Origin of the sequence: Bacillus sp. CH_70 (assembly GCF_038007045.1) — a bacterium.
In the GTDB taxonomy this organism is placed as follows: Bacteria; Bacillota; Bacilli; order Bacillales; family Bacillaceae_G; genus Bacillus_A; species Bacillus_A cereus.
In genome coordinates this window covers 2,745,579-2,769,626 of sequence record NZ_JBBOWL010000001.1, presented here as the reverse complement: position 1 = coordinate 2,769,626, position 24,048 = coordinate 2,745,579, and the positions used below count along the sequence as shown (strand labels likewise).

Genomic DNA, 24,048 nt, shown 5'->3' with positions numbered 1-24,048 from the left:
ATTCTATGTGATATGGTTAATTACATAAGTAATGAACCTATGAACCTAAGGTGGTGAAAATGTGAAGCCGACTCTAGAACAAAATAAATTAATATACATACAAATTGCAGAAACGATTGAATCTGATATTTTAAAAGACATATTGCTTGAAGAAGAACAAGTTCCATCGACAAATCAATTTGCGAAGATGTTACAAATAAATCCGGCTACTGCAGCTAAAGGGGTGAATGTATTAGTGGATGAGGGGATTTTATATAAAAAGAGAGGAATCGGAATGTTTGTTGCAAAGGGAGCGAAAGAAGTCGTACTAAAAAAAAGACAAAATACTTTTATGACTGAATATTTACCTAAAGTGTGGGAAGAAGCGAAAGTACTAGAAATATCAAAAAATGAATTGATGGATATGATTCAAAAGATTACGAAGGAGGGGAAAGAGGGATGATTGCACTTGAAACGAAAGATATAACGAAAAAATATAAAAAGAAAATAGCTGTAAATGAAGTAACGATTTCATTGGAAGAGCATAAAATATATGGTTTGCTTGGAAGGAACGGAGCAGGGAAAACGACTTTATTAAATTTACTAGCAGGACAAATTACTTCAAGTAGTGGAAGTGTATCAATATTTGGTGAAGATGTTTTTGAAAATAGTAAAGCGATGCAAAATATTTGTTTCGTTAGAGTAAAAGAAGAGTCTCATTTAAGTTATAGCGTAAAAGAAATTTTTAAGATATGTAACATGTTTTATAAAAATTGGGATCAGAAGTTTGCTGAAGAACTGGCGGGTAAATTTCAGCTTAATATAACAGAGAAATACCATAAACTATCTCATGGCATGCAAACAGTTGTAGGAATTATTAAAGGGTTAGCAAGCAGAGCGACAATTACTATTTTTGATGAACCAACTACAGGATTAGACGCAGCACATCGTGAGTTATTTTATAGTTTACTACTAGAAGATTACGGGGAGTATCCCAGAACAATTATATTATCAACACATCTGGTAGAAGAAGTAACCCATGTTATTGAAGAAGTAATTATCATAAAAGAAGGTGCACTTGTTGTTCAATCAACAGTGGAAGATTTATTGCAACAAGGTCATATTATTTCAGGGCAAAAAGGTAAAGTGGAGGAGTTCTTGATTAATAAAAAAATTATAAATAAAGAAATTTATGGGAATAAAGGTATTGCTGTTATATGGGAAGAGCTTTCTAATGAAGATTGTTACTCTCTTGAAAAAGAAGGTTTAGTAATTGATAGAATTACATTACAAAAACTATTTATTCACATGACTGGTGGTGAAGTGGAATGACGATGTTAATGAAACAATTGAGGTTACATATAAATTTTCATTATAAAGCAATTTTAATATTTTGGATTGTAGCTTTATTAATAAAAGGAGCTTTATATGCTGCTCATTTAAATGAAGCGAAAGTTGGTTATTTACCCGAAATTATCAATAATCCTTCAATTGCAATTATGATTTTTATAGTAGGGAGTGTTTTCATTGTTCAAGATGATTTATTTCGTTTAGCAGTTTTATTTGGTATAACGAGAATACAATATTTTATCGGAGCGATTTGCTATATTGTGTTGCAATCCGCATTGTTTTCATTCCTTCAAATACTGTTTTTACAAGATATAAAATATAACTTAGTAAATGTTAACTTTGGAGAGCAATTAATACAACAGTTTATTTTACAATTTTTATTTTATGTTACGATAGCATGTTTCTTTCAAGTAGTAGTAATTTTTAAGCAAAGATTTCAATGGATTGGTCTCATGATTGGTGGGTCGCTTTTCCTTTCAACAAATAGTGTGCTGTATGGAGAAGTAGGGATAAAAGGATTGTTATTTACAAATGATGTATCTTTAATAGATATCCCTTATTTTATTGTTATTTCAATTGGATTAACAATTCTTTATATCATAACTAGTAGTATATTTATTCGTAAAGTATCATTTGAACGAACAGTTTAAAATAGTGATAGATTATTCTTTTAGGGAGAAGGAAAATATATGGGAGACACGTCCTCACTAATAACCGTCTTTTTATGCATTGCACTACTGATATTTTGGCGTCGTTATCGCTCCATGCATAAGCCAATAAAGGGATCGGGAAAACGTATTTTATGGCCATTACTATTTTTAACACCAGGTATTGTATGGTTTTTAGGTCCCGTACATCCAGCTATATTACAAGTAATTATAGCGGTATTCATTGGTGTACTTTTTGCTGTACCGCTTATAGTATTAACAAATTATGAACGAAGAGATGATGGGAATATTTATACGAAAAAAAGTGCAGCTTTTTTAATTACTTTTATTGCACTTGTCTTTTTAAGATATGGTTCAAGACAATTTATCGTTGATTTAGATCAACAAACGATTGGTTTATTATTTTACGTTGTTGCAGTATCGTATATTTTTCCTTGGAGAATTGCCTGTTATATAAAGTTTAGGAAAGTTTGGCGGGAAAATAATAATCATGCTATATGAAAACTTCTCATTTGAGAAGTTTTTTTATTTTTACAGGTAAGCAAAACAAGTTGTTGAAGGGCAGGCTGTCATAGAATATGATACATATTATAATGAGGAAAAGTTGAGGGGATAAAAATGCGTACAATTTTACTTTTTCTAAACAACATGTTCATTAGCGAAATCGAGGACATTAGGCAAAAACATGATCCTTTATTTGGATTAATTCCACCGCATATTACAATTGTATTCCCATTTGAAAGTTCGATTTCAAATGATGAGCTGAAATTACATATTATAAATGTATCAAAACCGATACAGAATATAGAAATTGAATTTAAGAATCAAATTACAAGTGAAAGAGAATATTTGTTTTTACTAGTTGAAAAGGGGAAAGAACAAATAGAGGAACTACATAATATTCTATATACAGGACCTTTATTACAATTTTTGAAAGAAGACATTCCGTACATCCCGCATGTAACAGTCGGAAGAAAAGAGAGTGCCGAATTAGCTGCTGAAGTAGTGAAGGAGATTGCTAGTTTTCATGGGAAGTTAAATTGTGTGATTGATAGAATAAGCGTGGAGCGAATTGGAGAGAACGGGGAATCAATTATTGAATTTGAAGTGCCATTTCTAAAAAGCTGACAAAAGTCAGCTTTTTATTTCGTAGCATGAAGTAATGCACCAATTGCACCGCTATTACCACCATCTTGTAAAAAGATTGGTGTTTTATTTTGATATTCGGTGTAGCTACTAATAATATGTTGAAGTTGTACGTTATTACATAAAGTCGAACCAATATAAATAATATGTTCAATGTTTTTTGTTTCAGCGAATTGAAGGCTTAATGCAGTAACGACTTCACCGACAAGTCCTTGTACAGTAGCTAGTATATCGGAGCTACTATTATTTGATTCTGTAATGGTTGCTTTTCCGAAGTTACTAGCAGTTAAGTTATTATCGATAGGGGAAAGAATACCACCATAAATATCTCCAACCGTAATATCTAGTTCTTTTCTAGATCCTACTTTTGTTAGAGGGATTAAATCTTCAAAATGATCTATATTTGTTAACAATTTTGAAAGTCCCATAATAGTCCCACCGCCAACTCCGGTTCCACCAGCGCGAATATATTGTTCATTATAAACGTAATGGATAGAAGTACCTGTACCGATATTGGTTAAAATAAAATTGCGTATAGCATGTTTTTCTTCTTTTAATATGTATTGGACACCTGCAAGAGTAGCTTCAAATTCGTTTAGCTCTATTATTTTATATGAACCTGTAAGCAGTTGCTGTAATAGTTTCGATTTACCACCCGTAATACATATTTGTTTTATGCCATTGTTGCTTTTAATCCAATCTATTATTTTATGTTGTTCATGCGAATAAAATTTTTCAAAAGTTAATAGCCTTTTTTCGTTAAAATAAGCTATTTTCGTTAATGTGCCTCCAGCATCGATACCGATAGTACGTTCCATTTTCCTGCTCCTAACTACGTAATATGTTTTCCTATTTATTTTTAATTGGTTGAGAATAGATATTCCCCACTGATATAAGGAACAATTTAATCTGCTTGATATATTAATAGTTTTTCTATAGTTACAATAGGCTGGTCGTTTACAGTTGCAATACCTTTACCAAGAACAAAACCTCGGCGATTGCGCGTTAGTTCATAATGTAAATCAAGTTTATCACCGGGATATGCTTTTCCTTGGAATTCAACTCCATCTAAAGAGGAGAGGAATCCTAGTCCTTCAGAATCACTTGTATGTACAAATGCACTAAGCTGAGCAAGTGCTTCTACAATTAACATATGAGGCATATGTTTTTGACTATCATTTATAAACCATTCGTTATTTGTAATGAGTTTATATCCTGTAACGGATTCACCTTGTTTTACATTTGTTACTTTATCAGTCATTAAAAATGGATAACGATGGGGGAGAGTGTCTTTAATATGCATATGAAAGTACCTCCAATTAATAATACCCCTGCTAAATTTAAGCAGGGGAGTGGGAACTAATTTTTAACTAATTCATTTACTTTTTCAAGAGTGAAAATGCCGCTATTTCTAATGTTTTCAACAACTTGTTGCAACACTTCTTTATCTTGAACGAGTGCAATACGTACGAATCCTTCTCCGTGAGGTCCAAATGCATGACCAGGTGTAACAACGACATTCGCACGATCCATTAATGCATAAGCGAAGTCTAGAGAAGTCCATCCTTGTGGAATTTCAGCCCAGACAAACATACTACCAGCTGGCTTATCGACATTCCAGCCAAATGTTCGGAATCCATCAACTAAAGTATCTCTCCGTTCTTGATAAATATCGCGGTTTTTCTCACAAAATACAGCGCCATTTCTTAGTGCTGCAGATGCCGCTTTTTGAATTGGTAAAAATACACCGTAGTCGGTATTAGATTTAAATTGAGTAAGTGCACGAACAATTTCTTCGTTTCCAATCATATATCCAATACGGCTACCTGCTAAACTATAACTTTTTGACAAAGAATTGATTTCTACACCAACTTCTTTAGCACCATGTACAGAGAGGAAGCTAATTGGCTTATTACCATCGAAATAAAATTCAGCATAAGCAAAATCATGGACAACGATAATATTATGCTTTTTCGCGAATGCGATTACTTCTTTAAAGAAATCTTCATGAGCCATTGCTGGAACGGGATTCCCTGGGAAGTTTAAAATCATCATCTTCGCTTGATCGGCAATTTCTTCAGGGATGACTTCTAAGTCTGGTAAGAAATCATTCTCTTTCTTTAAAGGCATGTAGTAAGATGTTGCACCAGCCATTTGAATACCTGTTTCATAAGCTGTATATCCTGGATCAGGAACTAATATAATATCACCTGGATTTGCATAAACCATAGGTAAATGAACGAGCCCGTCTTGTGAACCCATTAATAATAAAACTTCTTTATCCGCATTTAATAAAACGTTATGAGTGTTGTTGTAATATTCAGTTACAGCTTCGTGAAATTCTTGAATACCTGATAATGTATACCCGTAGCTCTCTTTCTCACTCGCTGTATGTACCATTGTTTCTCTTACAAAATCAGCGGGCGGCATATCAGGATTTCCGATGCTCAAATCAATCATGTTATGACCTGCTGCAATTTTTTCTTTTTTATAGGCTCCTAATTCACTAAATATAGAAGATTGGAATGCTTTCATTCTAGTTGCTAACGTGTAAGTCATCAAAACCCCTCCTAAAACAGTGCTTTCATTCTGCGTTTTTAATTATTCTGAAAACACATGTTTATATTTTATCATTTTTTTATGAAAATTAAAATGATTGACAAATTTAGAGGAAGTATTAGCCTATTTTGAAAAGTATCGATGTAAATAGCGTAGATGTGTAAATTGAAATGTCTATTATAGGATTCATTTTATATAACTTAAGTTATTTTATAGTTTTTATTAAGTATTTGTGGAAGATTTCTAAAGTGAAATAACGCAGAAAATATTTTCTGCGTTTCCTCTAAAATGTAATCATTTCTTTTTATACGTGCATAATTTTTCAGCTGTCAAAAAGTATACATTTAATGTACCGTCGGCAACTTTTAAAGCTTGCTCTGATGTAAATGAATTACCATAATCAATGTGATATACATTAGAATTTTTGACAAATGAGCCTTTATATAAATCGTCTTTATTCTTTGTGGTTTGCATTTCTACTAAATTTTGCACAATTTCCTCTTTATTCTCTTTTTTGACAACTGTTTCAAATTTATAATATACAGGGCATTCACCATTTTTATTGTCAACGACTTCCCAAGAACCGTATATATCGTTATTGCTGCATCCACTAAGTAGGATGATTAGTATAGGAATTGTAAGTAGAACCTTTTTCATTTTGTGCTCCTTTCTTTTAAATTTGAATAAACGTGCGAATACGATAGGGATATTATAATAAATAAAGTTTAAATTTTTTTAAAGAATTATTTAATTTCATATAAAAATTTAGGAGAAATTAAATAAGCATGAATCTAGTGTAAAGTCAGATTCATGCTAGTACCATAGCCTATGTTATGTCTTTTTTGAGGATAAATAAAGAGGAAAGCAGAAGCACTATTCCATTTAATATATATACGCTTGCGATCATAAAGGCTAACGTACCTGCGCCAAATCCTGCTTTATCGAATATAGAAGCAAATGTTGCGATAGTCAAAAAGATAATGGGAGTCAGTAGTAAAAATATGAAACCTGCCACGATTCTTTTTTTAAAACTATGTCCAGATAAGGAAATGGCTAAAAAGTTTAGGATGCTAAACAGCGCAATTGCAAAGAGCAGGACAATAAATACTTCAATGCCATCAGACATTTTACCACTCCTTTTATAAAGAGTCCTCTTTATAATCTATTCGAAATAAAAGAGGGATACTCCTTTAGGTAATTTCAATAAACGTAATAAATAGGCGTATTATAAAACAAAGAAGTATGGCTTCAATATTATATCCATACTTCTTTGTTTATTTTATAAATTCGCAGATTGCGAATGCTGTTTTTCATAATGTTTCTGCTTAGAAAGGGAAATAGAAATAATCAATAATGAAACGACTCCGAAGATGAGAACCATATATTGTAACCCAATTGTATCTAAGAAGAACCCTGTGCCAAGTAAGACGATTTGGAACATAACCCTTTCAAACATATTACGGAATGAGAAGAGGCGACCATGATAACTTTTTTCAACTTTCGTTTGGAAAATCGTCGACATAATAGGGAAGAAGCAGCCAACACTAAACCCAAACAAACCAAATGATGTAAGAGCCATCCATTTTATATCGCTAAAGAACAATGATAGGTGTGCAAAAGCAGTACAAACTGCGAAGAAATATAGTAATTTTTCAGGTTTGAAATGATCAGATAGACGTTTAATTACGAAGGCACCTAACATAAATGCGACACCTTCAATTGTATATATGAACCCTTTAATCGTAGGATCATGTTGCATTTCGCTAATGTTAATAACCATTAAATTAAACCCAGCTATAAATAATAGAGGGATAATACTTAATATAAGTGCTGTAAAAGCAATAGGAATTCCTTTTAAAATACGAAATACTTCCATAAAGCTATTATCTTTTGCAGCTTGTTTACTTGGTGTTGTTGATTTCTTATCTTCGAATTGTAGGAAGAAAGTCGAGAGGAATAATAAGGCGTATGCTGCCATTGAGAAGGCATACATGTACTGTAAACTCATCACAACTAAAAGAATTCCACCTAGTGAAGTACCCGCAATACGAGCGATTGTACCAACATTCATATGTACACCGTTCATTTGTAATAACTCATGCTCACTTACGATGAGTGGAATCACAGATTGTAATGCAGGGAAATAAAATGCTGCTGAAATTTGAAGAGCAACCATAAATGCAATCATAAATGCGATACTTTCAAATTGAATAGCGAAAAACATAAAAATAACACTTAAAACTCGACCAAACCCAGCGTAAAGAAGAACTTTTTTCTTCTCATACTGATCGATGACACGGCCAGCCATAGGTCCAACTAGAACACCGGCTAATAGTCCGATAAATAATATAACTGATTTCATGAAATCAGAAGGGACATATTTTTGCATAAATTCAAGGTTGCCAAGAATACCAAGCCATAATCCTAGACCTGCAATAAACTCCCCAATTAAAACAATCCAAACGTTTTTATTACGCCACATAACATAAAACCTCTCCGTCTTTTAAAATGAAAAACTCGTATATAAAACCTCCTTATTTATGTATTATTTTCATACGAACTTTTTTAGAGTCAGAGTCTATATTACGTGTTTCATAATTGGATTTCAATCTTTTTGATTTGCCGAAAATTTGATTCGTTAATTGATGAAATAAGCAATTAAAATGTAAAAGACATATGGTTAAAAATAGGGAAAATAAAAAAGCAAGAACGTATAACTACGTCTTGCTTTTCTCAAGTGCAAAATTAAAAATTAATTTCACTTAGCAACATTTACGCTCTTGTCCAATAGCTAAAGCGCTAAAAGATAGTGGGCCAACAACTTCTGCGCTTGCACCACTAGTAAGGTTTTCTACAGTTAATGAATATTCGTGTGTTCCACTGCCAACGTTTTGATCTATAGCTTGAAATGTTTGTACATAAAATTGTTCAGAATCTGTAGATTCAATACCTACTTGTGCATTAAAAATTTCAATGTTATCACGGAAAATTCGGAATAAAACTTGTGAAGTCCCAGTTATACCTTCTACACCAATTGTAGCGATTAATTCTACTCGATTATTACGTGAATCTCTACTTGAAATTCTCAATTTCAAATTTGCTAAAATTGCTTTATTTGGAGAAGAGGGGATTGCAAAAGTTGTTTCACCAGTTTTACTTATAGGTTGAGTAGCTTGGTAATCAATGATATGAGTCATATTCGTCACCTCCTCATATACTAGAATATGAGGAGGTGACGAATTAGCTTGGAAAAATACTAGATTATTTAATAGAGTCAACAACAATTGTTGAAAAGAAGCAATTTACATAAAAGCATTAAGAATATATCACAATAAGATGATATTTTTCTTAATGCTTTTTGTAATTAAGCGGAATATTCTTCTTTACGTACTTCAAAAAATTCATTACGTCGTAAGTAATTATAGATTTTCTCTGAAACCTTTTCTTCTTCAGACACTAAGAAACGATGATCAAAAGCGTAGAATGATTGACCTTTAATTAATTTTACGTAATACATATTAAACGCCTCCTGACACTTGATTATTACTTGCTTCATATTATGATGGCCTATATGTCTGCTAAAAATACTTGGAGTTTCAAAGGGGGGAAAGTAAAGGGATGAAAGAGCTTACAATTCTGTAAGGTTTATGTCACCTTTTTCGATAGTTTACATTCACCAATTTCTTCTATACTACAAATAAGTTACATAAAATAAGGGGGTAAAAAGATGGATGAAGTAATTGGAGAAGTTGTAGCAGGTATTTGTGAATTTGTAGTGGAAGTAACAGCAGATGCTATAGGAAGTTTAGTTTCTGGAAATGATGAGGAAAAAGAAACATTATAATAATTTGTAAAAGTATAAAGTTGATCAAATTATAAAGGCTGATTTCTAAAGGGAAGTCAGCTTTTTTATTTTTTACATTATATTAATCTGATTTGAATATTCATTTGTTATTATATTGAAGAGACCTATATAAGGAGGTGAATAAACAAATATGTCGAATTCGGGGGCTGATTTATCTGTTTCTCGTTTGATTGTGGCAAATGTAGAGGAAAAGGAATATCATTTTATTGTTCGTGAACATCCGATTGTAGGGAAATTTATATCGCTATTTGAAAATGGAAAAGAATATGGTTTACTAGATAAACAAATCGCTAATAAAGATAAATTTATTACATCGGAGCTTACTAAATTAGATTATTTTAACATAGATGTTTTATATCATACACCTGGATGGATATGGATTGGTATGGATCAATTTGGATTACATGCTCGTGAGGCTACTTATAACGAAGTAGATGTTATTATGAAGTTGAAAGAGGATTTATATTATATAGACGTATATGAAGAAATAAAAATGTAATAAATATTTAATCAGGTTAGGGGAGAAGTTCCCGTAGCCTTTTTTGTTTAATAGTAAAAGTAAAATTTATATTATGTTGATGATAGGACAGCACGATAAGAAGTGAGATGAAAAGAGGATTTGAAAATACATGAAGAGAATTGTAATAATTATATGAATCGTATATGTAAATTACAATAGAAAGAAGATGATAAAATGAGTAAAGAGGAGCTTGTGAAAAAACAGTTTGGCAGTAATGCAGATAAGTATGTGAATAGTAAAATACATGCTAAAGGACAGGACTTACAGCATGTAGTTCAACAAGTTGAATCTCGCCATAATAATCGTCTTCTTGATGTTGCTACTGGTGGCGGACATGTTGCGAATATGTTAGCACCTATGTTTGAAGAAGTAGTTGCACTTGATTTAACAGAACAAATGTTAGAAAAAGCAAAAAGTTTTATAAAGCAGAATGGTCATGAAAATGTGTCTTTTGTAGCAGGAAACGCAGAGGATTTACCATTTGCAGATCATTTTTTTGATACAATTACATGCCGGATTGCAGCCCATCATTTTACGAATCCGGCTCAATTTATTTATGAAGTAAATCGTACGTTGGAGGATAATGGATTATTCATCTTAATAGATAATGTTTCGCCAGAAAATAATGAATATGATACATTTTATAATTTTATAGAAAAGAAGCGGGACCCAAGTCATGAACGAGCTCTAAAAAAGACAGAATGGCTTACTTTATTAGAAAAAAACGGTTTGCAAATGCAGTCATGTCTTACTTTTGATAAGAAGTTTGATTTTGACTGGTGGTGTAATATGATGGATGTCCCTGTACAAAAGCGTGAAAAATTAACAGAATGTATGATGAAAGCACCAAACGAAATGAAGGAATATTTTAATATTCAACTTAAAAATAATAAAGTAGATTCGTTCTATACTGAAATGGCTATGTTTATATGTAAAAAAAGTACAACATTAAAAAGATAAATGTGTTGCAGTCTTTCTGAAGTACGATATACTTAGTACAGAGAAACTGTGAATTGAGGAATAGTTATTATGATTCGTGTACGCATTGAAGGTACTGAGGAAGAAATGCTTGAATTTATGGGGAAAATGCCAGACATTCCTGGATTTGAAAAGACACATATGAGAGAGCCAAGAAAAGGAAATAACCCGAAATACGATTCAAGTAAAAATGTACTAGCATATTTGTCTTATAAAAAGATTGAAGTCGCCAATAAATAGGCGGCTTTTTTAGTTTGCGCTGTTTCACCGCCTTGTCTTTTTCACATAATAATAATAGTAGATTATTCTGAAGAGGGGTGAGAATAGTTAATAAGAAAATCATCTTTTTTGGAGACTTTGGTATTGATGACGCCGTAGCGTTAATTTATGCAAATAAAACATGTAAATTAGATATTCTAGGTATTGTTGCAGAGTACGGGAATGTATCACGAGATATCGTTACGGAAAATGTTTATTTTTTAGAAAGGTACTATGCTACACAAGTGAAAATTATTGAAGGTGCGAGTAGGCCGATGACAGCTGAAGAACCTTTGTTTTTCCCTGAAATCCATGGGGATCACGGTTTAGGTCCTATTATTCCACCTGAAATGAGAATTTGTAAACGAGAAAATTTTTGTGAATTAATCAAATTAATCGAACCTTGTCCAGAAGATATTATAATTGTGGCGACAGGAAGACTAACGACGCTTGCTACGTTATTTTTATTGTATCCAAATATAATGGATCGTATTTGTTCGTATTATATAATGGGCGGTGCTTTCCTATTTCCAGGTAATGTTACACCAGTATCTGAAGCGAATTTTTATGGTGATCCAATTGCAGCAAATATTGTTATGAAATATGCGAAAAACGCTACTATATACCCGTTAAATGTAACACAGGGTGCGCTTATTACGCCTGAAATGGCCAATATAATAGATAAACAAGGAACTGGACAGGCGAAACTCATTAAACCAATGATTGATTTTTATTATGAGAATTTTTATAAAAAAGAATATCCAGGTATTGGTGGAAGTCCCATACACGATTTACTACCGTTTGTCTCGTTTATAAACGATAGTATTTTCGAATATAAAAAATCGGCAGTGTGGATTAGTACGACAAATGATGTTACTAGGGGCCAAAGTGTAGCTGACTTTAGAAAAATAGCTGAACCAACAAGGTTTGATGATCGGCCGATTCAGAGAATTGCTGTTGGTTTTAACTATCCTGCTTTTAAAGAAGAGTTTATGCGAACAATATTGAAGCCAGATTGTCCTTAATGTGTGTAATAACAAGTCGGATAAATCGTTAGTTCGAAAAATAGTTTATCGGTGTGTATTATTCTCAAAAATCTTATAGTTGAGCAGCATGAATAACTTATGAAAAATGTCACATAACTAATGGTAAGCAATTGTTTCTAATTATATTTTGATTGGTTAAATATAAAGGAGGTTATTATATGATTTGGTCTTTAATTGTTGGTGGTTTATTAGGATGGTTTGCAAGCTTAATTACTGGAAGGGATGTACCAGGTGGTGTAATTGGTAATATTATTGCTGGTATTATCGGTTCTTGGATTGGTACGAAATTACTTGGTAGTTTCGGTCCTGTAATAGGCGGATTTGCAATCATTCCTGCTTTAATTGGTGCGGTTATTTTGATCTTCATTGTGAGTTTTTTACTACGAGCAATGCGGAAATGAATGTAGCAGGACTGTTTACATTTGTAAGCAGTCCTTTTTATATGTTATGCTAGTATTATACAATCAGGAGGTGTCAGCATTGAAATCATTTACAGTAAATTTCCATCAAGAAGATAATGCAAAAGCGACAACAGTACATAAATTAAGTGAAGAGGACTTCAATAAAGCAACTGAAAAAGGTACTCGTCATTTATTTGATTTAGACACAAACGTTGGCTTCTTCGTATTCTTTGATGCAGAAGATGCAGAAGGAAATGATCAATACTTAATGTTACAATATGAAGGAGATCATGAAGAACCAACTGCGTGTTATGGATTTGATTTAAAACTATACTATCAATTTTTAGCACTATACTTAAATGATCTGGAATACCAAGGTGAAACAGATGAGGAAGAGGAAGAATATGGTCCAATTCATCATTTAGCTCACTTACTTTATCATATTGTTGAAGACGGTAAGTCAATCGAAGTGTAATATACATATTTAAAGCTGTCCTTTTGGGGCAGCTTTTTTATATGACATTGAAATGGTGTACTTTGAGCTAAATAAAGTGAAGCTTTAATCAGTGGGGGGTTCATCCCCGCTGATTATTAGCCCTACCAATCGGGCTTTTACGGGCAGCCCTTACCCCCATCTAACTTCTTTGCTTCGACGTGGGGATCTTACTGCCCGGCAAATAGCGGGATAAATTAATAATAGAAATTTATTTATTAAGTAGGATTATTTATTACTTTCATGTTAGTATCGTAAAACACCTGTTATAATGATTGTAATTAAATTCATGGAGGCTAATTCTATGCTTGTAGATGTAAAAGCTTTTATTAAAGCTGCAGGTTTAACATGTATTTCATCATTAAGTGGAGATAATACATTTGCTTATCATTTTGAAACTGTAAAAAGCACTATCGCTACATTTTTTAAGAAACTAAGATTTACCGTTTAATTTCATTTCAACCAGTAGGAAAAGAGCAATCACTTCCTACTGGTTTTTTTCTGTTTCAAGGAGCTGTTGTGACGGCATATTTTCAGCTATAGATAGAGGATATTATCATTGAGAAGAGAAGGTTTAAATAAGGAGATGAATACAGTGATTAACAATATAATTCCAAGTTTTTTAAAATTATGGGAAAGTGACGATTTAGAATTAGAACTCCTTAATCGATACTTTACTTCGCATTCAGAGATATTTGAAGAATACTTTAAGTATCATTGTCCTAAAACGAAAGAACGTCTTTCTAATGCCATTAAACAATATCCCGCAAAAATAGAAGATATTCGTATTATTGCAGAATCATTACCAATCATTATTCAAGAGGTAACAAATGAATATCGTAATAAATATAACTTTGATGTAAATATGAAATTCCATTTATTCGTTGGAGGATTTGGTTCAAATGCATTTGTAGAAAGGGAAATCATTGGAGACATATTTTTTGCGGCAGAAAAATTATCTCCAGATTTGAATCATCTTCGTGTTATTGCTGCTCACGAAATAGGTCATATATATCATAATGTTATGCTACAAAATACTGGAATGGATTGGACTAGGGCTGAATGGATCGATGCGTCGGTAAGTTTGTATCGTGAAGGTGTTGCAACTTATTTATCAAAAAAAATCGTTAAAGATTTAAATGAGTCTGTTTACTACTCATATAATAGTGACGGTGATCCATGGCTACAATATTATAAAGAAAATGAAGAGAAAATAAAGAAACGTTTTTTAAAAGATTATGTTGAAGGATGGACAGATGAAAAAGAGAAAGAATGGTTCCGTTTATCAGGAGGTAGTTACTTCGGATATAACAGACTTGGTTACTTTTTAGGAACAGCTTTTGTAACATATTTTGTACAAGCCTTTGGAGAGAATGAAGCACTGACTTTTTGGAACAAACATAATTTGAAAAGTAGTGTAATGGGTTGGTTATCGAAATGAATAAGATGCAATAGGGGGGAAATGATGAAAGGGTATTTGAAAATAGTCATGTTGTTTTTGGCTTTAGCATGTATGTTTGCGCTAGCAGCATGTAATGGGACAGACGAAAAAAAGGAAACAAATCCAACCTTGGAAAATAATAAAAATGAACAAAGCAATTCTTCAGAAGAACAGAAAAATCCTGAAGCAAAACCAAGTAATGAAAAAACAAGAAAACCATCACCTGAGCCAGATTCGAAAGATAGAACACTTAATCAAAAATCAATTAACCACGTTAAAGATTTGTTTGAACTAGCAAAAGAAGGAAAAGTACCTAATATACCATTTGGAGCCCATACAGGGGATATTGAAGAAATTGAAAAAGCGTGGGGGAAAGCAAATAAAATCGAATATGCAGGGAATGGAATGTATGCAACTTTTACAAATAAAAATGTTGTTTTCGGATTTAATAAAGGGTCACAAGTTTTTGATGTACGCTCATATCATGCAGAACTAAAATCGATTACATTACAAGAAATTGAAAAAGCGTTAGGAAAACCATCTTCAGTTAAAGGGAATGGTGAAGACAAAATATATGTATACAAAGTAAATAACCAGTATGAGTTAAAATTTGTCATTCCAAAATCGACTGGTAAGGTAGATCATATTTCCGTGTTTTCACCAGAGGATAGTATTAATAAAATGGCAGGATAAGAAATTAAGTGATTTCAAAAACACCTCACTTTCTTTAAGTGAGGTGTTTTTAGTTGTAAACAAGGAACGTTTCCTTTCATATGTGAAATACTTCACTTTTATTTTTTAGCATGCATCCAATAAGAAATGTTGATCTACTGAAAAAGTAGTAACTTATAAATTGTGTGTAGGATGGTTCACGATTTTTTTACGTTCCAAATGTTGAACGAACAGTGCTTGAACGATGCCTCCAACTAATAAGAAGCAAGCGCAAATATAAAAAAGCATACTACCACTTAGTTTACTTAATAAAACTGCACCAATAACTGGTCCACACGTTCGAGATATATCCCAGTGTATACCGTAAATTGAAAAATATAAACCACGTTTATCATGAGGTGCAATTTCTGAAACGAATCGTAATAAATGGTTTAGAGCAATACTTTCTCCAATGACTAAAAAGAGTAAGGTGAAGAATAACGACAATATCGTCGTTGAATAACTAAAGCCAACTGCAGCTATTGTAAAGCAGGTATAAGAAATAAGGATGATTTTCGCCATAGAAAATCGTTCAGACCATTTTACGAGGAAGATTTGTAGAATGATTTCCAAAATGGCTTTGCATGTTGAAATAAATGCGAGTATGAATACGAGATTAGGAAATACATGTTCTGCAAAAATACGATAATTCGTCTCAGTTTGTGCATAAAAAAAGCTAATAGGAAGTGTAGAAAACATAAGACCGAATATGGCGTAATGTTTAAAAACAAATTGCTTTGGTGAACTTGCCTCAATTGTTTGTTTCGTCTTACTTATAGTCGGAACGGTTTCTGGGAGCTGGGTCCAAACAACAACGGCATATATCGTAAGGGTTACACTTTGCACGATAAATAAATATTCTGGGTGAGTATTATAAAAACTTGCACCGATTAAAGGGCCGATTACGGATCCAATTGCTCCCATCGTTTGTAGAAGAGCAAAAATTTCTGCTTGCTGCTCTTTTTTTGTTAAATCAGCAATTTGTGCACGTTGAGCCGGAATATATAAGGAACGGCCAATGCCATTAATGACATATAACAGTGCAAATATAAAAATGGATTGAGCGAAAACGAAACTACCGATTGCAACACTTTGTAGCAATAAGCCGAGTAACATAATCTTTTTTCGGCCATATTTATCAGTAATTCCTCCAGCAATAAGTGTAAATAAAATGTCTGAAAGTGGCTGTAATCCGAAAATCAGCATAGTTATTATTACATTGCCGTTTAACATTTTATTAACGTAAATAATCATAATGATAGCTAACATAGATTCAGTCGTTCGGGTTAATAATTCACCACACAGTCTAATAAAAATAGGTTTATTGTAACGAAGTAAGAGATAATTCAATATTAATTCCTCCTTTCTATATTGAAATGATAAGATGAAAGAAGAATTGGAAAAAGGGTAGAAACAATAGGGAGTATTTTTCACCTTTTAGGGGGATTATGATGTTTATTTTAGATCAATATATTGAACTATGGATTGCTTATGGAAAAGGGAAAAAAGAGGGAGAACGATTGGAAGTAACAGTGCAAAATATATCTGAAACATTATTTTGTACAGAGCGTAATAGTAAATTAATTATAAAAAAATTAGATGAGTTAAATTGGATCAAGTGGTTTCCAGGTCGCGGCAGGGGAAATCGTTCTAAGTTAATATTTCAAAAGCACCCGATTTCTTTAATTTTAGATAGAGGAAAAGAAATAACGAAAAAAGGGGATGTGAAAAGCGGAAGCATATTTGTGGAACGCTATAGCTCACATTTTCCGTCAGTAAAGGGAGAATATCACTGCTGGGTAGATTCAATATTTGGTCATAAGATTGAAATGACATCTGAAGGGAGAAGAGATGTACTCCGGTTGCAAGTACAAATGAATTTAGATATCACATTAGATCCTGTATACGCTACAATGCGTTCAGAATGTCATATGGTAAAACATATATTCGACACACTCGTGTATGTAGACGGTAATACAAACATTATAGAGCCAAGACTTGCATTTCACTGGGAATATAATGACGCTGAAAAAATATGGACGTTTTATTTACGAAAAGGAGTTCACTTTCATAATGGAAAACAACTTACTGCACATGATGTTATATACTCATTGAATCGATTTATGAAGCTGGAAAATAATGCACACGCATGGATGTTACAACACGTTGAAAGTATCCGTTCAGTGGATGACTACGTTGTCGAAATTCAATTACATACGGAAAATAAAATGTTTTTACATATGATAAGTGCAGAACAGTGTTCTATCGTGAATGAAGATGAAGCAGGAGAGCTAATTGGAACAGGGTCTTTTCAATTATATAAAAGTAATGAAAATCTGTTCATTTTAGAAGGTCATCCTTTATATTTTCGTGAAAGACCTTTTTTAGATCGTGTTGAGTTGTGGAATGTAGAACAAGGTGTAAGTACATACGATGTTTTAGTAAAGGCGCAGTATAAAGATAAAGAAAAACATAATAAAGAATTGTCTCGGCTTGAGTCGAACGTGACATATATAACATGTAATCTTACGAAAGAAGGACCAATGCAAGATGAGTTATTTCGGAAAGCGTTATATAAAATCATTCATGGTTATACAATCGTTCAAGAACTCGGCGGAGAACGTGGAGAAGTGGCAAAGAAACTAATATTAGCAGGTGAAAGCATTGTAGAGATTGAGGAAGATGTAGAAAGTTTAATTAAAAGGAGTACTTATCATAATGAAGTGCTACAGCTCTACACATTTACAGGACGAGATCATGTTGAAGATGCACAATGGATACAAAAAGAGTGTGCGAAGTACGGGATTCGTGTAGAAAATAATTTTCTTGATATAGAAGAGCTATTGGAAGTAAGTACGATACAAAAGGCTGATATGATGCATGATAGTGCCACAATAAGCGAACGAATAGAAGATAGTCTATTATATATGTTTCTTACAAAAAATAGTTTTATTCATGGACAAAGCAACATGGACTTTTATGAAAAGTTGTCTATTTATTTTAAACAAGAAGAATTAGAGAAAAGAGTTACATTGTTACGCGATATTGAGGATACTTTGTTACGTCAAATTCATATTATTCCTTTGTATCGTAATAAACAAGAGGTAAGTACACATGAAAAAGTCCAAAATATAATGATTAATTCACAAGGTTGGATTGATTTTTATAATATTTGGTTTAAATCTTGATATATAAGGGCTTTTGCGCATTTTCATAAGATGTGTAAGAGCCTTTTTTGTATGTAGGAATAGGTTTCTTTTACACATTGTTACGCTACTTGTGATAAAAGTCTATTTACAGCGTAACAGTGTTATGTTACATTGATATCAGGAAGGAGTGTTATACAGTTGAGTACAGATTTGATTTCAAAAAAAGATTTATTAGAACTAACTGGCATTTCATACGGACAGTTATATAGGTGGAAAAGAAAAAATTTAATACCGGAAGATTGGTTTGTACGAAAGTCAACATTCACGGGTCAAGAGACATTTTTTCCGAAAGAAAAGATATTAGAGCGTATTGATAAAATCCAAACGATGAAAGAGGATTTATCACTTGATGAACTAGCGAATATGTTTTCACCGAGTGTGAGAGAAATTCTTTTAACAAAGGAAGACATTTTACGTAAGGGGATTGCATCAGAACCAGTTTTACAATTTTTCATAGAACAAACGAATAAAACAGCAGAGTTTCAATTTGTAGATATTCTTTATGTGTACATGTTAGAAGAATTATTACAATCGGGAGATATTAGTTTAGAAGAAGGAAAAATGGTCTTGCAAGTTTTACGTGAAAATTATGAAGCAATTAAACATAAAACTTGTGATTTAATCATTGTACGAAAGTTAGGGATTTCTACATGTTTATTAGTTTCAAACGTGGAAGATTTAATTTTTGAAAAAGGCACTAAAATCGTTTTACGCGAAGCGATTATGAAATATACCGAAGCATTAAAAACGAAATTGTTGTAGTGGAGGAGAAAGTATGCGTACAGATAATTTGATTATAAATGGTTACGGTTCATCGAATGGTGGCGAGTTTCATAAAGTGCAATTAAACGGAAAAGGTACTGTGAATGGAAATGTTGAATGTGACCAATTTGAATGTAACGGTTACGGTGCCGTTACTGGAAATTTGAAAAGTAGCAATGCAAGAATTAGTGGATCAGGTAAAATCGACGGTACAGTTCATGCTGAAACGATGCGAATTGATGGAAAAGCAACAATTACGCAAGATGTGAAGGCAAACAGTTTGAAAATTGCAGGAAAAGGTACGGTAGGTGGAAATGTCACTGGTGAAGAATTTAAAGTCAATGGTCAAGCGACAATTGATGGTAATTGTGAAGTGGATACGTTTTCTTCAGAAGGACAATTTACAATTGGTGGATTACTAAGCGCTGATGAAATAAATATTAATATTCACGGTACATGTCGAGCGAAAGAAATTGGTGGTCAAACGATTAAAGTAAAACATAGACTAAGTACTTTTAGTAGGCTGTTTAAATCAGTATTTGGTATGCAATTAGAGGCTGAACTATTAGAAGGTGACAATATCGATATTGATTATGCTCACATAAGAACGGTAAGAGGAAATAATGTTACGGTAGGACCGAACTGTGAGATTGAACTGATCGAATATACGGGTGTTCTTACTGTTGATAAAAGCGCAAATGTAAAAGAAATGAAGCAGATTTAATGGAAGGGAGAAAATGATATGGAACATCAACATAGTCTTACTGTTAATGGTTCTGGTAGTTCAGCAGGCGGAGATTATAATAAAGTGAAGATTCGCGGTGAAGGAACGATTTCTAATGACATGAGCTGTAATGAATTTAAAACGTACGGCACGAGTGAAGTGTGCGGTAATATGAAAGTGAAAAGTTATGTCGTGTATGGAGATAGTGAAGTACAAGGAAATGTAGATGCGGAATATGTAAAAGTATACGGAAATACACAAATGCATAGTGATGCTCATATTGAAAAAATAAAAGTAAGAGGTATGATAGAAGTTAAGGGGAAATTAACTGGTGATTTCGTAGATGTGAAAGGCGCTTTAAATGTAAAAGGAGATATTGAAGTTGAAGAACTGTCACTAACTGGTGGCCTTGAAAGTGATGGATTACTTAATGCTGAAAATATTGAAATTTCACTTCGTTATGAAGGTAGCAAAGTAAGAGAAATTGGCGGTAAGAAGATTACCGTTCGTAAAAAAGCGAGATTTATTCCATTTACAAATCATGCTGGAAGCCTCCAAACGTCTATCATTGAAGGAGATGAGATTTATTTAGAGCATACGATTGCTGAAGTAGTAAGAGGAAATAATGTTACAATTGGTCCCGGATGTGAAATTAGTGTTGTAGAATATCATACTAGTTTTAATCAAAAAGGTAATGCAGTCGTAAAGGAACATAAACAAATATAAGTAGTACGAGGGAGAGCAAGGTTATGGTTGAAAAGAATAATAAGCTCGGCTTTGTTGTAGCGGGCTTATTGCTAGGTATTTTAATGGCATCAATGGATAATACCATTGTCGTTACAGCGATGGGAACAATCGTTGGTGATTTAGGAGGCCTTGAAAACTTTGTATGGGTCGTTTCTGCCTATATGGTCGCAGAAATGGCAGGTATGCCGATATTCGGAAAACTATCAGATATGTATGGCAGAAAGAGGTTCTTTATTTTCGGTTTAATCGTCTTTATGATTGGTTCGGCACTTTGTGGTACTGCTGAAAATATTACACAGTTAGGAATTTATCGTGCCATTCAAGGTATTGGCGGCGGGGCATTAGTGCCAATCGCGTTTACTATCGTTTTTGATATTTTCCCTCCTGAAAAGCGCGGGAAAATGGGTGGTTTATTCGGAGCAGTATTTGGTTTATCGAGTATTTTTGGTCCGTTGCTTGGTGCGTATATTACAGATTACATAAGCTGGCACTGGGTATTTTATATTAACTTACCGCTTGGCGTTTTAGCACTTATTTTTATTACATTCTTTTATAAAGAGTCACGAGTTCATAGAAAGCAAAAAATTGATTGGTTTGGCGCAATTACTTTAGTTGGTGCAGTAGTTTCTTTAATGTTTGCGCTTGAACTTGGCGGACAAAAGTATGATTGGGATTCTAACTTTATTTTAAGTTTATTTGGTGGATTCGTTATTTTAATTATTGCATTCATTTTTATTGAACGTAAAGTAGAAGAACCGATCATTTCATTTGAGATGTTTAAACAACGTTTGTTCGGAATGAGTACAATTATTGCTTTATGTTACGGAGCTGCATTTATGTCAGCAACTGTATACATTCCATTATTCATTCAAGGTGTATACGGTGGCACTGCAACAAACTCAGGATTATTACTTTTACCAATGATGTTAGGCTCAGTCGTAACAGCGCAGTTAGGTGGTTTTTTAACGACAAAGCTTAGCTATCGAAACATTATGATCATTTCTGCGGTTATTATGCTAATTGGACTATTTTTATTAAGCACATTAACGCCAGAAACAAGTCGTGCATTATTAACAGTGTATATGATCATTATCGGATTTGGAGTCGGTTTCTCATTCTCTGTACTAAGTATGGCAGCTATTCACAACTTCGGTATGGAACAGCGCGGATCCGCGACTTCGACGAGTAATTTCATTCGTTCATTAGGTATGACACTTGGTATTACAATCTTCGGAATGATTCAAAGAACAGGTTTCCAAGATCAATTAGAAGAAGCATTTAAAGGTATGAGCGGGGGAATGAATACAAACACATTAAGGGATTCAAGAGCCATTTTATCAGAATCGGCAAGATCTCAAATCCCTCCGCAAATATTAGATAAGATTATTGATGCTCTTTCTAGTTCAATTGTTCAAACATTCATGTGGGCATTGGTACCAGCTGGATTAGCATTCATATTCATTTTCTTTATGGGAAATGAGCGCATGGTAATTAAGAAACAACAAAAGAATAAAAAGAGCGAAACATCAAAAGCGTAATGAAAAAGCTCCTTTCCAATTGGAAAGGAGCTTTTTCGTATGTATGGTGTTAGATTAGCCTTCGATAATTTCGTATTCTTCGTCTGCAAGTAATAAAATTTGTGTTTTCTTACCTTTGTTTTGAACTTCGATTACATCGTATGCACCTAAGTCTCTTACTTTGCTTTGAGAAGCGTTAACCATAACTTCCATAGAATCGATTAAGATATCTTCTTCAATGTATGATTCAGGCAATGCCATATCTTCAGTTTCTAATACACATGCATATAGATTTTGTAAGTTTTCAGCAGTTGGGTTTTGTTCCTCAACATCAATGATGTTTTTTACTGCTTCCATATTTTCTTCTTTTACTTGGTATACTTTAATTTTAGCCATTGTTTTAATCTCCTTTATAACGTAATCGTAGAGGCTACACTTCATTATAACGTTTTTTTCATGAAAGATGAAATTGTTATATGTATTTATAGTAAAAATTATGTGTTATTACTCATTATTGGTGTAATTCCCTTACTAATATTATGAATAGGTAACGATATTCCTACGTTAAAGTTATATTGTCCAAGCTTTTTTGTTTTCCTTTCATATATATGTATTAGTTATTCTATATAGAGAAGGGATGGAGTGTAAGTGGATTGTGAGCCGAAACGTGATTGTGGATGTTGCCAAAATAGTATATGTGAATTTTTACAAAGTCTAGAACCGTATACTAAAGTTGAAAGTATTGTAATAGCAGGAAACGAAATCGTTGTATCCTATTTTCTTTCGTTTAATGTGATGAAAGGGATTGTATCATTTGTACAAGAAGACAATGAGGTTATTTTTGTAGATTGCTCAAAAATTGATGCAATCCGAATAGGAAAAGTTTGTAGTTGCAAATCGAAAGTTAAATATATTGAAGAGGACTTTAGCTTGCTAGGAAATGTTTGCCCGCAATGTTTAACAGAGGGGAGTACAATCTTTTTCGATTTTAACAATCCTGAATTAAATGTGTCTTTCCAAGCAACAACAATTAATCCACCTAGATGTACTGAATTTACAGATGAACTTGGGAATGTAGTAAAGCAAATTACTATAGTAGGTGAAGCGAGAGTTTCTAGAGATTTTGTTCAAGTACCTGAACTGGTAGGTTTTCGATTACTTTTATCACATCCAGCTGGAGATTCTTTAAACTACGGATTATTATTTATTAATTTTCCTGATACGATTTTTATTTTTATATTGGCATCAAGCGGATACCTTTCCATTTCGAACTGTTTAAAAATAGAGGGCGGAACTGGTGATGCCGAAATAGAAGAGATGAAAAAAATGATAGAGGATGACGTTAACACGTACAAATCAGTTGTTAAATTGACTAAAGTATATAAGAACGGTGAGACGGAATCTTTTATTTATAAAAATGAGTTATAATACATGTATTTAAATGCACCCTCAAACTATTGTTGAGGGTTGTTACATAATTAATTATGTTGATCATTTTATAGTTAGTAGATGTTATAATCATTTTATGTTTACTGATATTTTATAAATATTCGAAGTTTTAATTTAATAGTCAATTGCTTTTATGATGAACAGGTGGGTATGTATATGAATACGAATTATGGAGCGCTCATGAAAATGTTAAGAGTAGTTGATTCTAAAGAAGGCGGGAATGTA

General features: G+C 32.9%; 30 protein-coding genes. 20 read left to right on the top strand and 10 right to left on the bottom strand.

Translation table 11 applies throughout. The features are described 5' to 3' along the window. Positions 1-61: 61 nt before the first annotated feature. The 5 genes from N2V79_RS14100 (at position 62) to N2V79_RS14080 (ending at position 3,125) form a co-directional block, all read left to right on the top strand. Complete coding sequence (locus tag N2V79_RS14100) at positions 62-442, top strand: GntR family transcriptional regulator (protein ID WP_053564185.1); 381 nt, start codon at positions 62-64, stop codon at positions 440-442. Beyond that, positions 439-1,311 (top strand): ABC transporter ATP-binding protein, encoded by an 873-nt coding sequence (locus N2V79_RS14095; RefSeq protein ID WP_242806246.1) that lies wholly within the window; start codon positions 439-441, stop codon positions 1,309-1,311. Before N2V79_RS14100 ends, N2V79_RS14095 begins: the two co-directional genes overlap by 4 nt. After that, positions 1,308-1,979 (top strand): DUF4052 domain-containing protein, encoded by a 672-nt coding sequence (locus N2V79_RS14090; RefSeq protein WP_197242595.1) that lies wholly within the window; start codon positions 1,308-1,310, stop codon positions 1,977-1,979. The genes N2V79_RS14095 and N2V79_RS14090 overlap by 4 nt, the downstream gene beginning before the upstream one ends. A gap of 39 nt (positions 1,980-2,018) precedes the next feature. Beyond that, complete coding sequence (locus N2V79_RS14085) at positions 2,019-2,498, top strand: CcdC family protein (RefSeq protein WP_000502963.1); 480 nt, start codon at positions 2,019-2,021, stop codon at positions 2,496-2,498. 117 nt (positions 2,499-2,615) lie between these two features. Continuing rightward, positions 2,616-3,125 carry a 2'-5' RNA ligase family protein gene (locus N2V79_RS14080; RefSeq protein ID WP_069355794.1) on the top strand — a complete coding sequence of 170 codons (510 nt, stop codon included), beginning with the start codon at positions 2,616-2,618 and terminating at the stop codon, positions 3,123-3,125. A 14-nt stretch (positions 3,126-3,139) separates the two neighbouring features. On the opposite strand, the gene coaW is transcribed toward N2V79_RS14080, so the two are convergent. From coaW to N2V79_RS14040, 8 genes are all read right to left on the bottom strand, one after another. Then, positions 3,140-3,961, bottom strand: a complete 822-nt coding sequence (coaW, locus tag N2V79_RS14075) for a type II pantothenate kinase (RefSeq protein ID WP_242806248.1) — start codon at positions 3,959-3,961, stop codon at positions 3,140-3,142. Positions 3,962-4,047: 86 nt separating this feature from the next. Further along, positions 4,048-4,446, bottom strand: a complete 399-nt coding sequence (locus N2V79_RS14070; protein ID WP_065484095.1) for a 3-hydroxyacyl-ACP dehydratase FabZ family protein — start codon at positions 4,444-4,446, stop codon at positions 4,048-4,050. Positions 4,447-4,502: 56 nt separating this feature from the next. Then, positions 4,503-5,702 carry an LL-diaminopimelate aminotransferase gene (locus N2V79_RS14065; RefSeq protein ID WP_000222696.1) on the bottom strand — a complete coding sequence of 400 codons (1,200 nt, stop codon included), beginning with the start codon at positions 5,700-5,702 and terminating at the stop codon, positions 4,503-4,505. 294 nt (positions 5,703-5,996) lie between these two features. Further along, positions 5,997-6,359, bottom strand: a complete 363-nt coding sequence (locus N2V79_RS14060; protein WP_242806249.1) for a hypothetical protein — start codon at positions 6,357-6,359, stop codon at positions 5,997-5,999. A gap of 169 nt (positions 6,360-6,528) precedes the next feature. Continuing rightward, complete coding sequence (locus N2V79_RS14055; RefSeq protein WP_078401196.1) at positions 6,529-6,828, bottom strand: hypothetical protein; 300 nt, start codon at positions 6,826-6,828, stop codon at positions 6,529-6,531. 153 nt (positions 6,829-6,981) lie between these two features. Then, positions 6,982-8,184 carry an MFS transporter gene (locus tag N2V79_RS14050; protein ID WP_000269265.1) on the bottom strand — a complete coding sequence of 401 codons (1,203 nt, stop codon included), beginning with the start codon at positions 8,182-8,184 and terminating at the stop codon, positions 6,982-6,984. A 280-nt stretch (positions 8,185-8,464) separates the two neighbouring features. Further along, positions 8,465-8,899 (bottom strand): exosporium protein ExsC, encoded by a 435-nt coding sequence (gene exsC / locus N2V79_RS14045; RefSeq protein ID WP_000148807.1) that lies wholly within the window; start codon positions 8,897-8,899, stop codon positions 8,465-8,467. Positions 8,900-9,066: 167 nt separating this feature from the next. After that, the gene (locus N2V79_RS14040) at positions 9,067-9,219 is read right to left on the bottom strand and encodes a YqbF domain-containing protein (protein ID WP_000291907.1); all 153 of its coding nucleotides are present in this window, start codon (positions 9,217-9,219) and stop codon (positions 9,067-9,069) included. A gap of 478 nt (positions 9,220-9,697) precedes the next feature. Between N2V79_RS14040 and N2V79_RS14035 the strand changes: the two genes are divergently transcribed. The 9 genes from N2V79_RS14035 to N2V79_RS13995 all read left to right on the top strand — a co-directional run bounded on the left by N2V79_RS14035 (position 9,698) and on the right by N2V79_RS13995 (position 15,397). Then, positions 9,698-10,066 (top strand): hypothetical protein, encoded by a 369-nt coding sequence (locus N2V79_RS14035; protein WP_095690694.1) that lies wholly within the window; start codon positions 9,698-9,700, stop codon positions 10,064-10,066. Positions 10,067-10,261: 195 nt separating this feature from the next. Continuing rightward, positions 10,262-11,047, top strand: a complete 786-nt coding sequence (locus N2V79_RS14030) for a class I SAM-dependent methyltransferase (protein ID WP_000031312.1) — start codon at positions 10,262-10,264, stop codon at positions 11,045-11,047. Positions 11,048-11,116: 69 nt separating this feature from the next. Next, positions 11,117-11,305 (top strand): DUF3970 family protein, encoded by a 189-nt coding sequence (locus N2V79_RS14025; protein ID WP_000621885.1) that lies wholly within the window; start codon positions 11,117-11,119, stop codon positions 11,303-11,305. A gap of 77 nt (positions 11,306-11,382) precedes the next feature. Next, on the top strand, positions 11,383-12,348 hold the full coding sequence (locus N2V79_RS14020; protein WP_001223685.1) for a nucleoside hydrolase: 966 nt from the start codon (positions 11,383-11,385) through the stop codon (positions 12,346-12,348). A gap of 179 nt (positions 12,349-12,527) precedes the next feature. Then, positions 12,528-12,770: a GlsB/YeaQ/YmgE family stress response membrane protein gene (locus tag N2V79_RS14015; RefSeq protein ID WP_000638310.1), complete on the top strand. Its 243-nt coding sequence runs from the start codon at positions 12,528-12,530 to the stop codon at positions 12,768-12,770. 79 nt (positions 12,771-12,849) lie between these two features. Continuing rightward, positions 12,850-13,245, top strand: a complete 396-nt coding sequence (locus N2V79_RS14010; protein ID WP_000834885.1) for a hypothetical protein — start codon at positions 12,850-12,852, stop codon at positions 13,243-13,245. A 322-nt stretch (positions 13,246-13,567) separates the two neighbouring features. Next, the gene (locus N2V79_RS14005; RefSeq protein WP_340719976.1) at positions 13,568-13,714 is read left to right on the top strand and encodes a chorismate mutase; all 147 of its coding nucleotides are present in this window, start codon (positions 13,568-13,570) and stop codon (positions 13,712-13,714) included. A gap of 135 nt (positions 13,715-13,849) precedes the next feature. Next, positions 13,850-14,704, top strand: a complete 855-nt coding sequence (locus N2V79_RS14000) for an Hsp33 family molecular chaperone HslO (RefSeq protein ID WP_144465356.1) — start codon at positions 13,850-13,852, stop codon at positions 14,702-14,704. A gap of 21 nt (positions 14,705-14,725) precedes the next feature. Beyond that, positions 14,726-15,397 (top strand): YjgB family protein, encoded by a 672-nt coding sequence (locus N2V79_RS13995; protein WP_141241039.1) that lies wholly within the window; start codon positions 14,726-14,728, stop codon positions 15,395-15,397. Between the two features lie 153 nt (positions 15,398-15,550). Here N2V79_RS13995 and N2V79_RS13990 read toward each other — a convergent pair whose 3' ends face one another. Beyond that, positions 15,551-16,765 (bottom strand): MDR family MFS transporter, encoded by a 1,215-nt coding sequence (locus tag N2V79_RS13990; protein WP_098127925.1) that lies wholly within the window; start codon positions 16,763-16,765, stop codon positions 15,551-15,553. A gap of 101 nt (positions 16,766-16,866) precedes the next feature. On the opposite strand from N2V79_RS13990, the gene N2V79_RS13985 reads away from it, so the two are divergent. The 5 genes from N2V79_RS13985 to N2V79_RS13965 all read left to right on the top strand — a co-directional run bounded on the left by N2V79_RS13985 (position 16,867) and on the right by N2V79_RS13965 (position 22,395). Further along, positions 16,867-18,603: an ABC transporter substrate-binding protein gene (locus N2V79_RS13985; RefSeq protein WP_226606956.1), complete on the top strand. Its 1,737-nt coding sequence runs from the start codon at positions 16,867-16,869 to the stop codon at positions 18,601-18,603. Between the two features lie 159 nt (positions 18,604-18,762). Beyond that, positions 18,763-19,386, top strand: coding sequence for a YhbD family protein (locus tag N2V79_RS13980; RefSeq protein WP_000102246.1), 624 nt, complete (start codon positions 18,763-18,765; stop codon positions 19,384-19,386). Between the two features lie 13 nt (positions 19,387-19,399). Next, entirely contained in the window at positions 19,400-20,110 is a 711-nt protein-coding gene (locus N2V79_RS13975; RefSeq protein ID WP_001258371.1) for a bactofilin family protein, read from the top strand. Positions 20,111-20,128: 18 nt separating this feature from the next. Then, positions 20,129-20,836, top strand: a complete 708-nt coding sequence (locus N2V79_RS13970) for a polymer-forming cytoskeletal protein (protein ID WP_000401031.1) — start codon at positions 20,129-20,131, stop codon at positions 20,834-20,836. Between the two features lie 23 nt (positions 20,837-20,859). Continuing rightward, positions 20,860-22,395, top strand: a complete 1,536-nt coding sequence (locus N2V79_RS13965) for an MDR family MFS transporter (RefSeq protein WP_000229636.1) — start codon at positions 20,860-20,862, stop codon at positions 22,393-22,395. Positions 22,396-22,449: 54 nt separating this feature from the next. On the opposite strand, the gene N2V79_RS13960 is transcribed toward N2V79_RS13965, so the two are convergent. Next, positions 22,450-22,770 carry a hypothetical protein gene (locus N2V79_RS13960; protein ID WP_001062742.1) on the bottom strand — a complete coding sequence of 107 codons (321 nt, stop codon included), beginning with the start codon at positions 22,768-22,770 and terminating at the stop codon, positions 22,450-22,452. A gap of 252 nt (positions 22,771-23,022) precedes the next feature. Here N2V79_RS13960 and N2V79_RS13955 point away from each other — a divergent pair, with 252 nt between their 5' ends. After that, positions 23,023-23,802, top strand: coding sequence for a BC_2878 family exosporium-associated protein (locus N2V79_RS13955; RefSeq protein ID WP_340719975.1), 780 nt, complete (start codon positions 23,023-23,025; stop codon positions 23,800-23,802). Positions 23,803-24,048: the final 246 nt, after the last annotated feature.

What these genes read in the sequence shown, in the direction of transcription:
- N2V79_RS13995 (WP_141241039.1), top strand. Translation starts at nt 14,726, where the DNA reads ATGATGAAAGGGTATTTGAAAATAGTCATGTTGTTTTTGGCTTTAGCA.
- N2V79_RS14050 (WP_000269265.1), bottom strand. Translation starts at nt 8,184, where the DNA reads ATGTGGCGTAATAAAAACGTTTGGATTGTTTTAATTGGGGAGTTTATT.
- N2V79_RS14005 (WP_340719976.1), top strand. Translation starts at nt 13,568, where the DNA reads ATGCTTGTAGATGTAAAAGCTTTTATTAAAGCTGCAGGTTTAACATGT.
- N2V79_RS14080 (WP_069355794.1), top strand. Translation starts at nt 2,616, where the DNA reads ATGCGTACAATTTTACTTTTTCTAAACAACATGTTCATTAGCGAAATC.
- N2V79_RS14090 (WP_197242595.1), top strand. Translation starts at nt 1,308, where the DNA reads ATGACGATGTTAATGAAACAATTGAGGTTACATATAAATTTTCATTAT.
- N2V79_RS13960 (WP_001062742.1), bottom strand. Translation starts at nt 22,770, where the DNA reads ATGGCTAAAATTAAAGTATACCAAGTAAAAGAAGAAAATATGGAAGCA.
- N2V79_RS14030 (WP_000031312.1), top strand. Translation starts at nt 10,262, where the DNA reads ATGAGTAAAGAGGAGCTTGTGAAAAAACAGTTTGGCAGTAATGCAGAT.
- N2V79_RS14035 (WP_095690694.1), top strand. Translation starts at nt 9,698, where the DNA reads ATGTCGAATTCGGGGGCTGATTTATCTGTTTCTCGTTTGATTGTGGCA.
- N2V79_RS14070 (WP_065484095.1), bottom strand. Translation starts at nt 4,446, where the DNA reads ATGCATATTAAAGACACTCTCCCCCATCGTTATCCATTTTTAATGACT.
- N2V79_RS14015 (WP_000638310.1), top strand. Translation starts at nt 12,528, where the DNA reads ATGATTTGGTCTTTAATTGTTGGTGGTTTATTAGGATGGTTTGCAAGC.
- N2V79_RS13970 (WP_000401031.1), top strand. Translation starts at nt 20,129, where the DNA reads ATGGAACATCAACATAGTCTTACTGTTAATGGTTCTGGTAGTTCAGCA.
- N2V79_RS14095 (WP_242806246.1), top strand. Translation starts at nt 439, where the DNA reads ATGATTGCACTTGAAACGAAAGATATAACGAAAAAATATAAAAAGAAA.
- N2V79_RS13965 (WP_000229636.1), top strand. Translation starts at nt 20,860, where the DNA reads ATGGTTGAAAAGAATAATAAGCTCGGCTTTGTTGTAGCGGGCTTATTG.
- N2V79_RS13985 (WP_226606956.1), top strand. Translation starts at nt 16,867, where the DNA reads ATGTTTATTTTAGATCAATATATTGAACTATGGATTGCTTATGGAAAA.
- N2V79_RS14060 (WP_242806249.1), bottom strand. Translation starts at nt 6,359, where the DNA reads ATGAAAAAGGTTCTACTTACAATTCCTATACTAATCATCCTACTTAGT.
- exsC (WP_000148807.1), bottom strand. Translation starts at nt 8,899, where the DNA reads ATGACTCATATCATTGATTACCAAGCTACTCAACCTATAAGTAAAACT.
- N2V79_RS14065 (WP_000222696.1), bottom strand. Translation starts at nt 5,702, where the DNA reads ATGACTTACACGTTAGCAACTAGAATGAAAGCATTCCAATCTTCTATA.
- N2V79_RS14025 (WP_000621885.1), top strand. Translation starts at nt 11,117, where the DNA reads ATGATTCGTGTACGCATTGAAGGTACTGAGGAAGAAATGCTTGAATTT.
- N2V79_RS14085 (WP_000502963.1), top strand. Translation starts at nt 2,019, where the DNA reads ATGGGAGACACGTCCTCACTAATAACCGTCTTTTTATGCATTGCACTA.
- N2V79_RS14055 (WP_078401196.1), bottom strand. Translation starts at nt 6,828, where the DNA reads ATGTCTGATGGCATTGAAGTATTTATTGTCCTGCTCTTTGCAATTGCG.
- N2V79_RS14040 (WP_000291907.1), bottom strand. Translation starts at nt 9,219, where the DNA reads ATGTATTACGTAAAATTAATTAAAGGTCAATCATTCTACGCTTTTGAT.
- N2V79_RS13975 (WP_001258371.1), top strand. Translation starts at nt 19,400, where the DNA reads ATGCGTACAGATAATTTGATTATAAATGGTTACGGTTCATCGAATGGT.
- coaW (WP_242806248.1), bottom strand. Translation starts at nt 3,961, where the DNA reads ATGGAACGTACTATCGGTATCGATGCTGGAGGCACATTAACGAAAATA.
- N2V79_RS14000 (WP_144465356.1), top strand. Translation starts at nt 13,850, where the DNA reads ATGAATACAGTGATTAACAATATAATTCCAAGTTTTTTAAAATTATGG.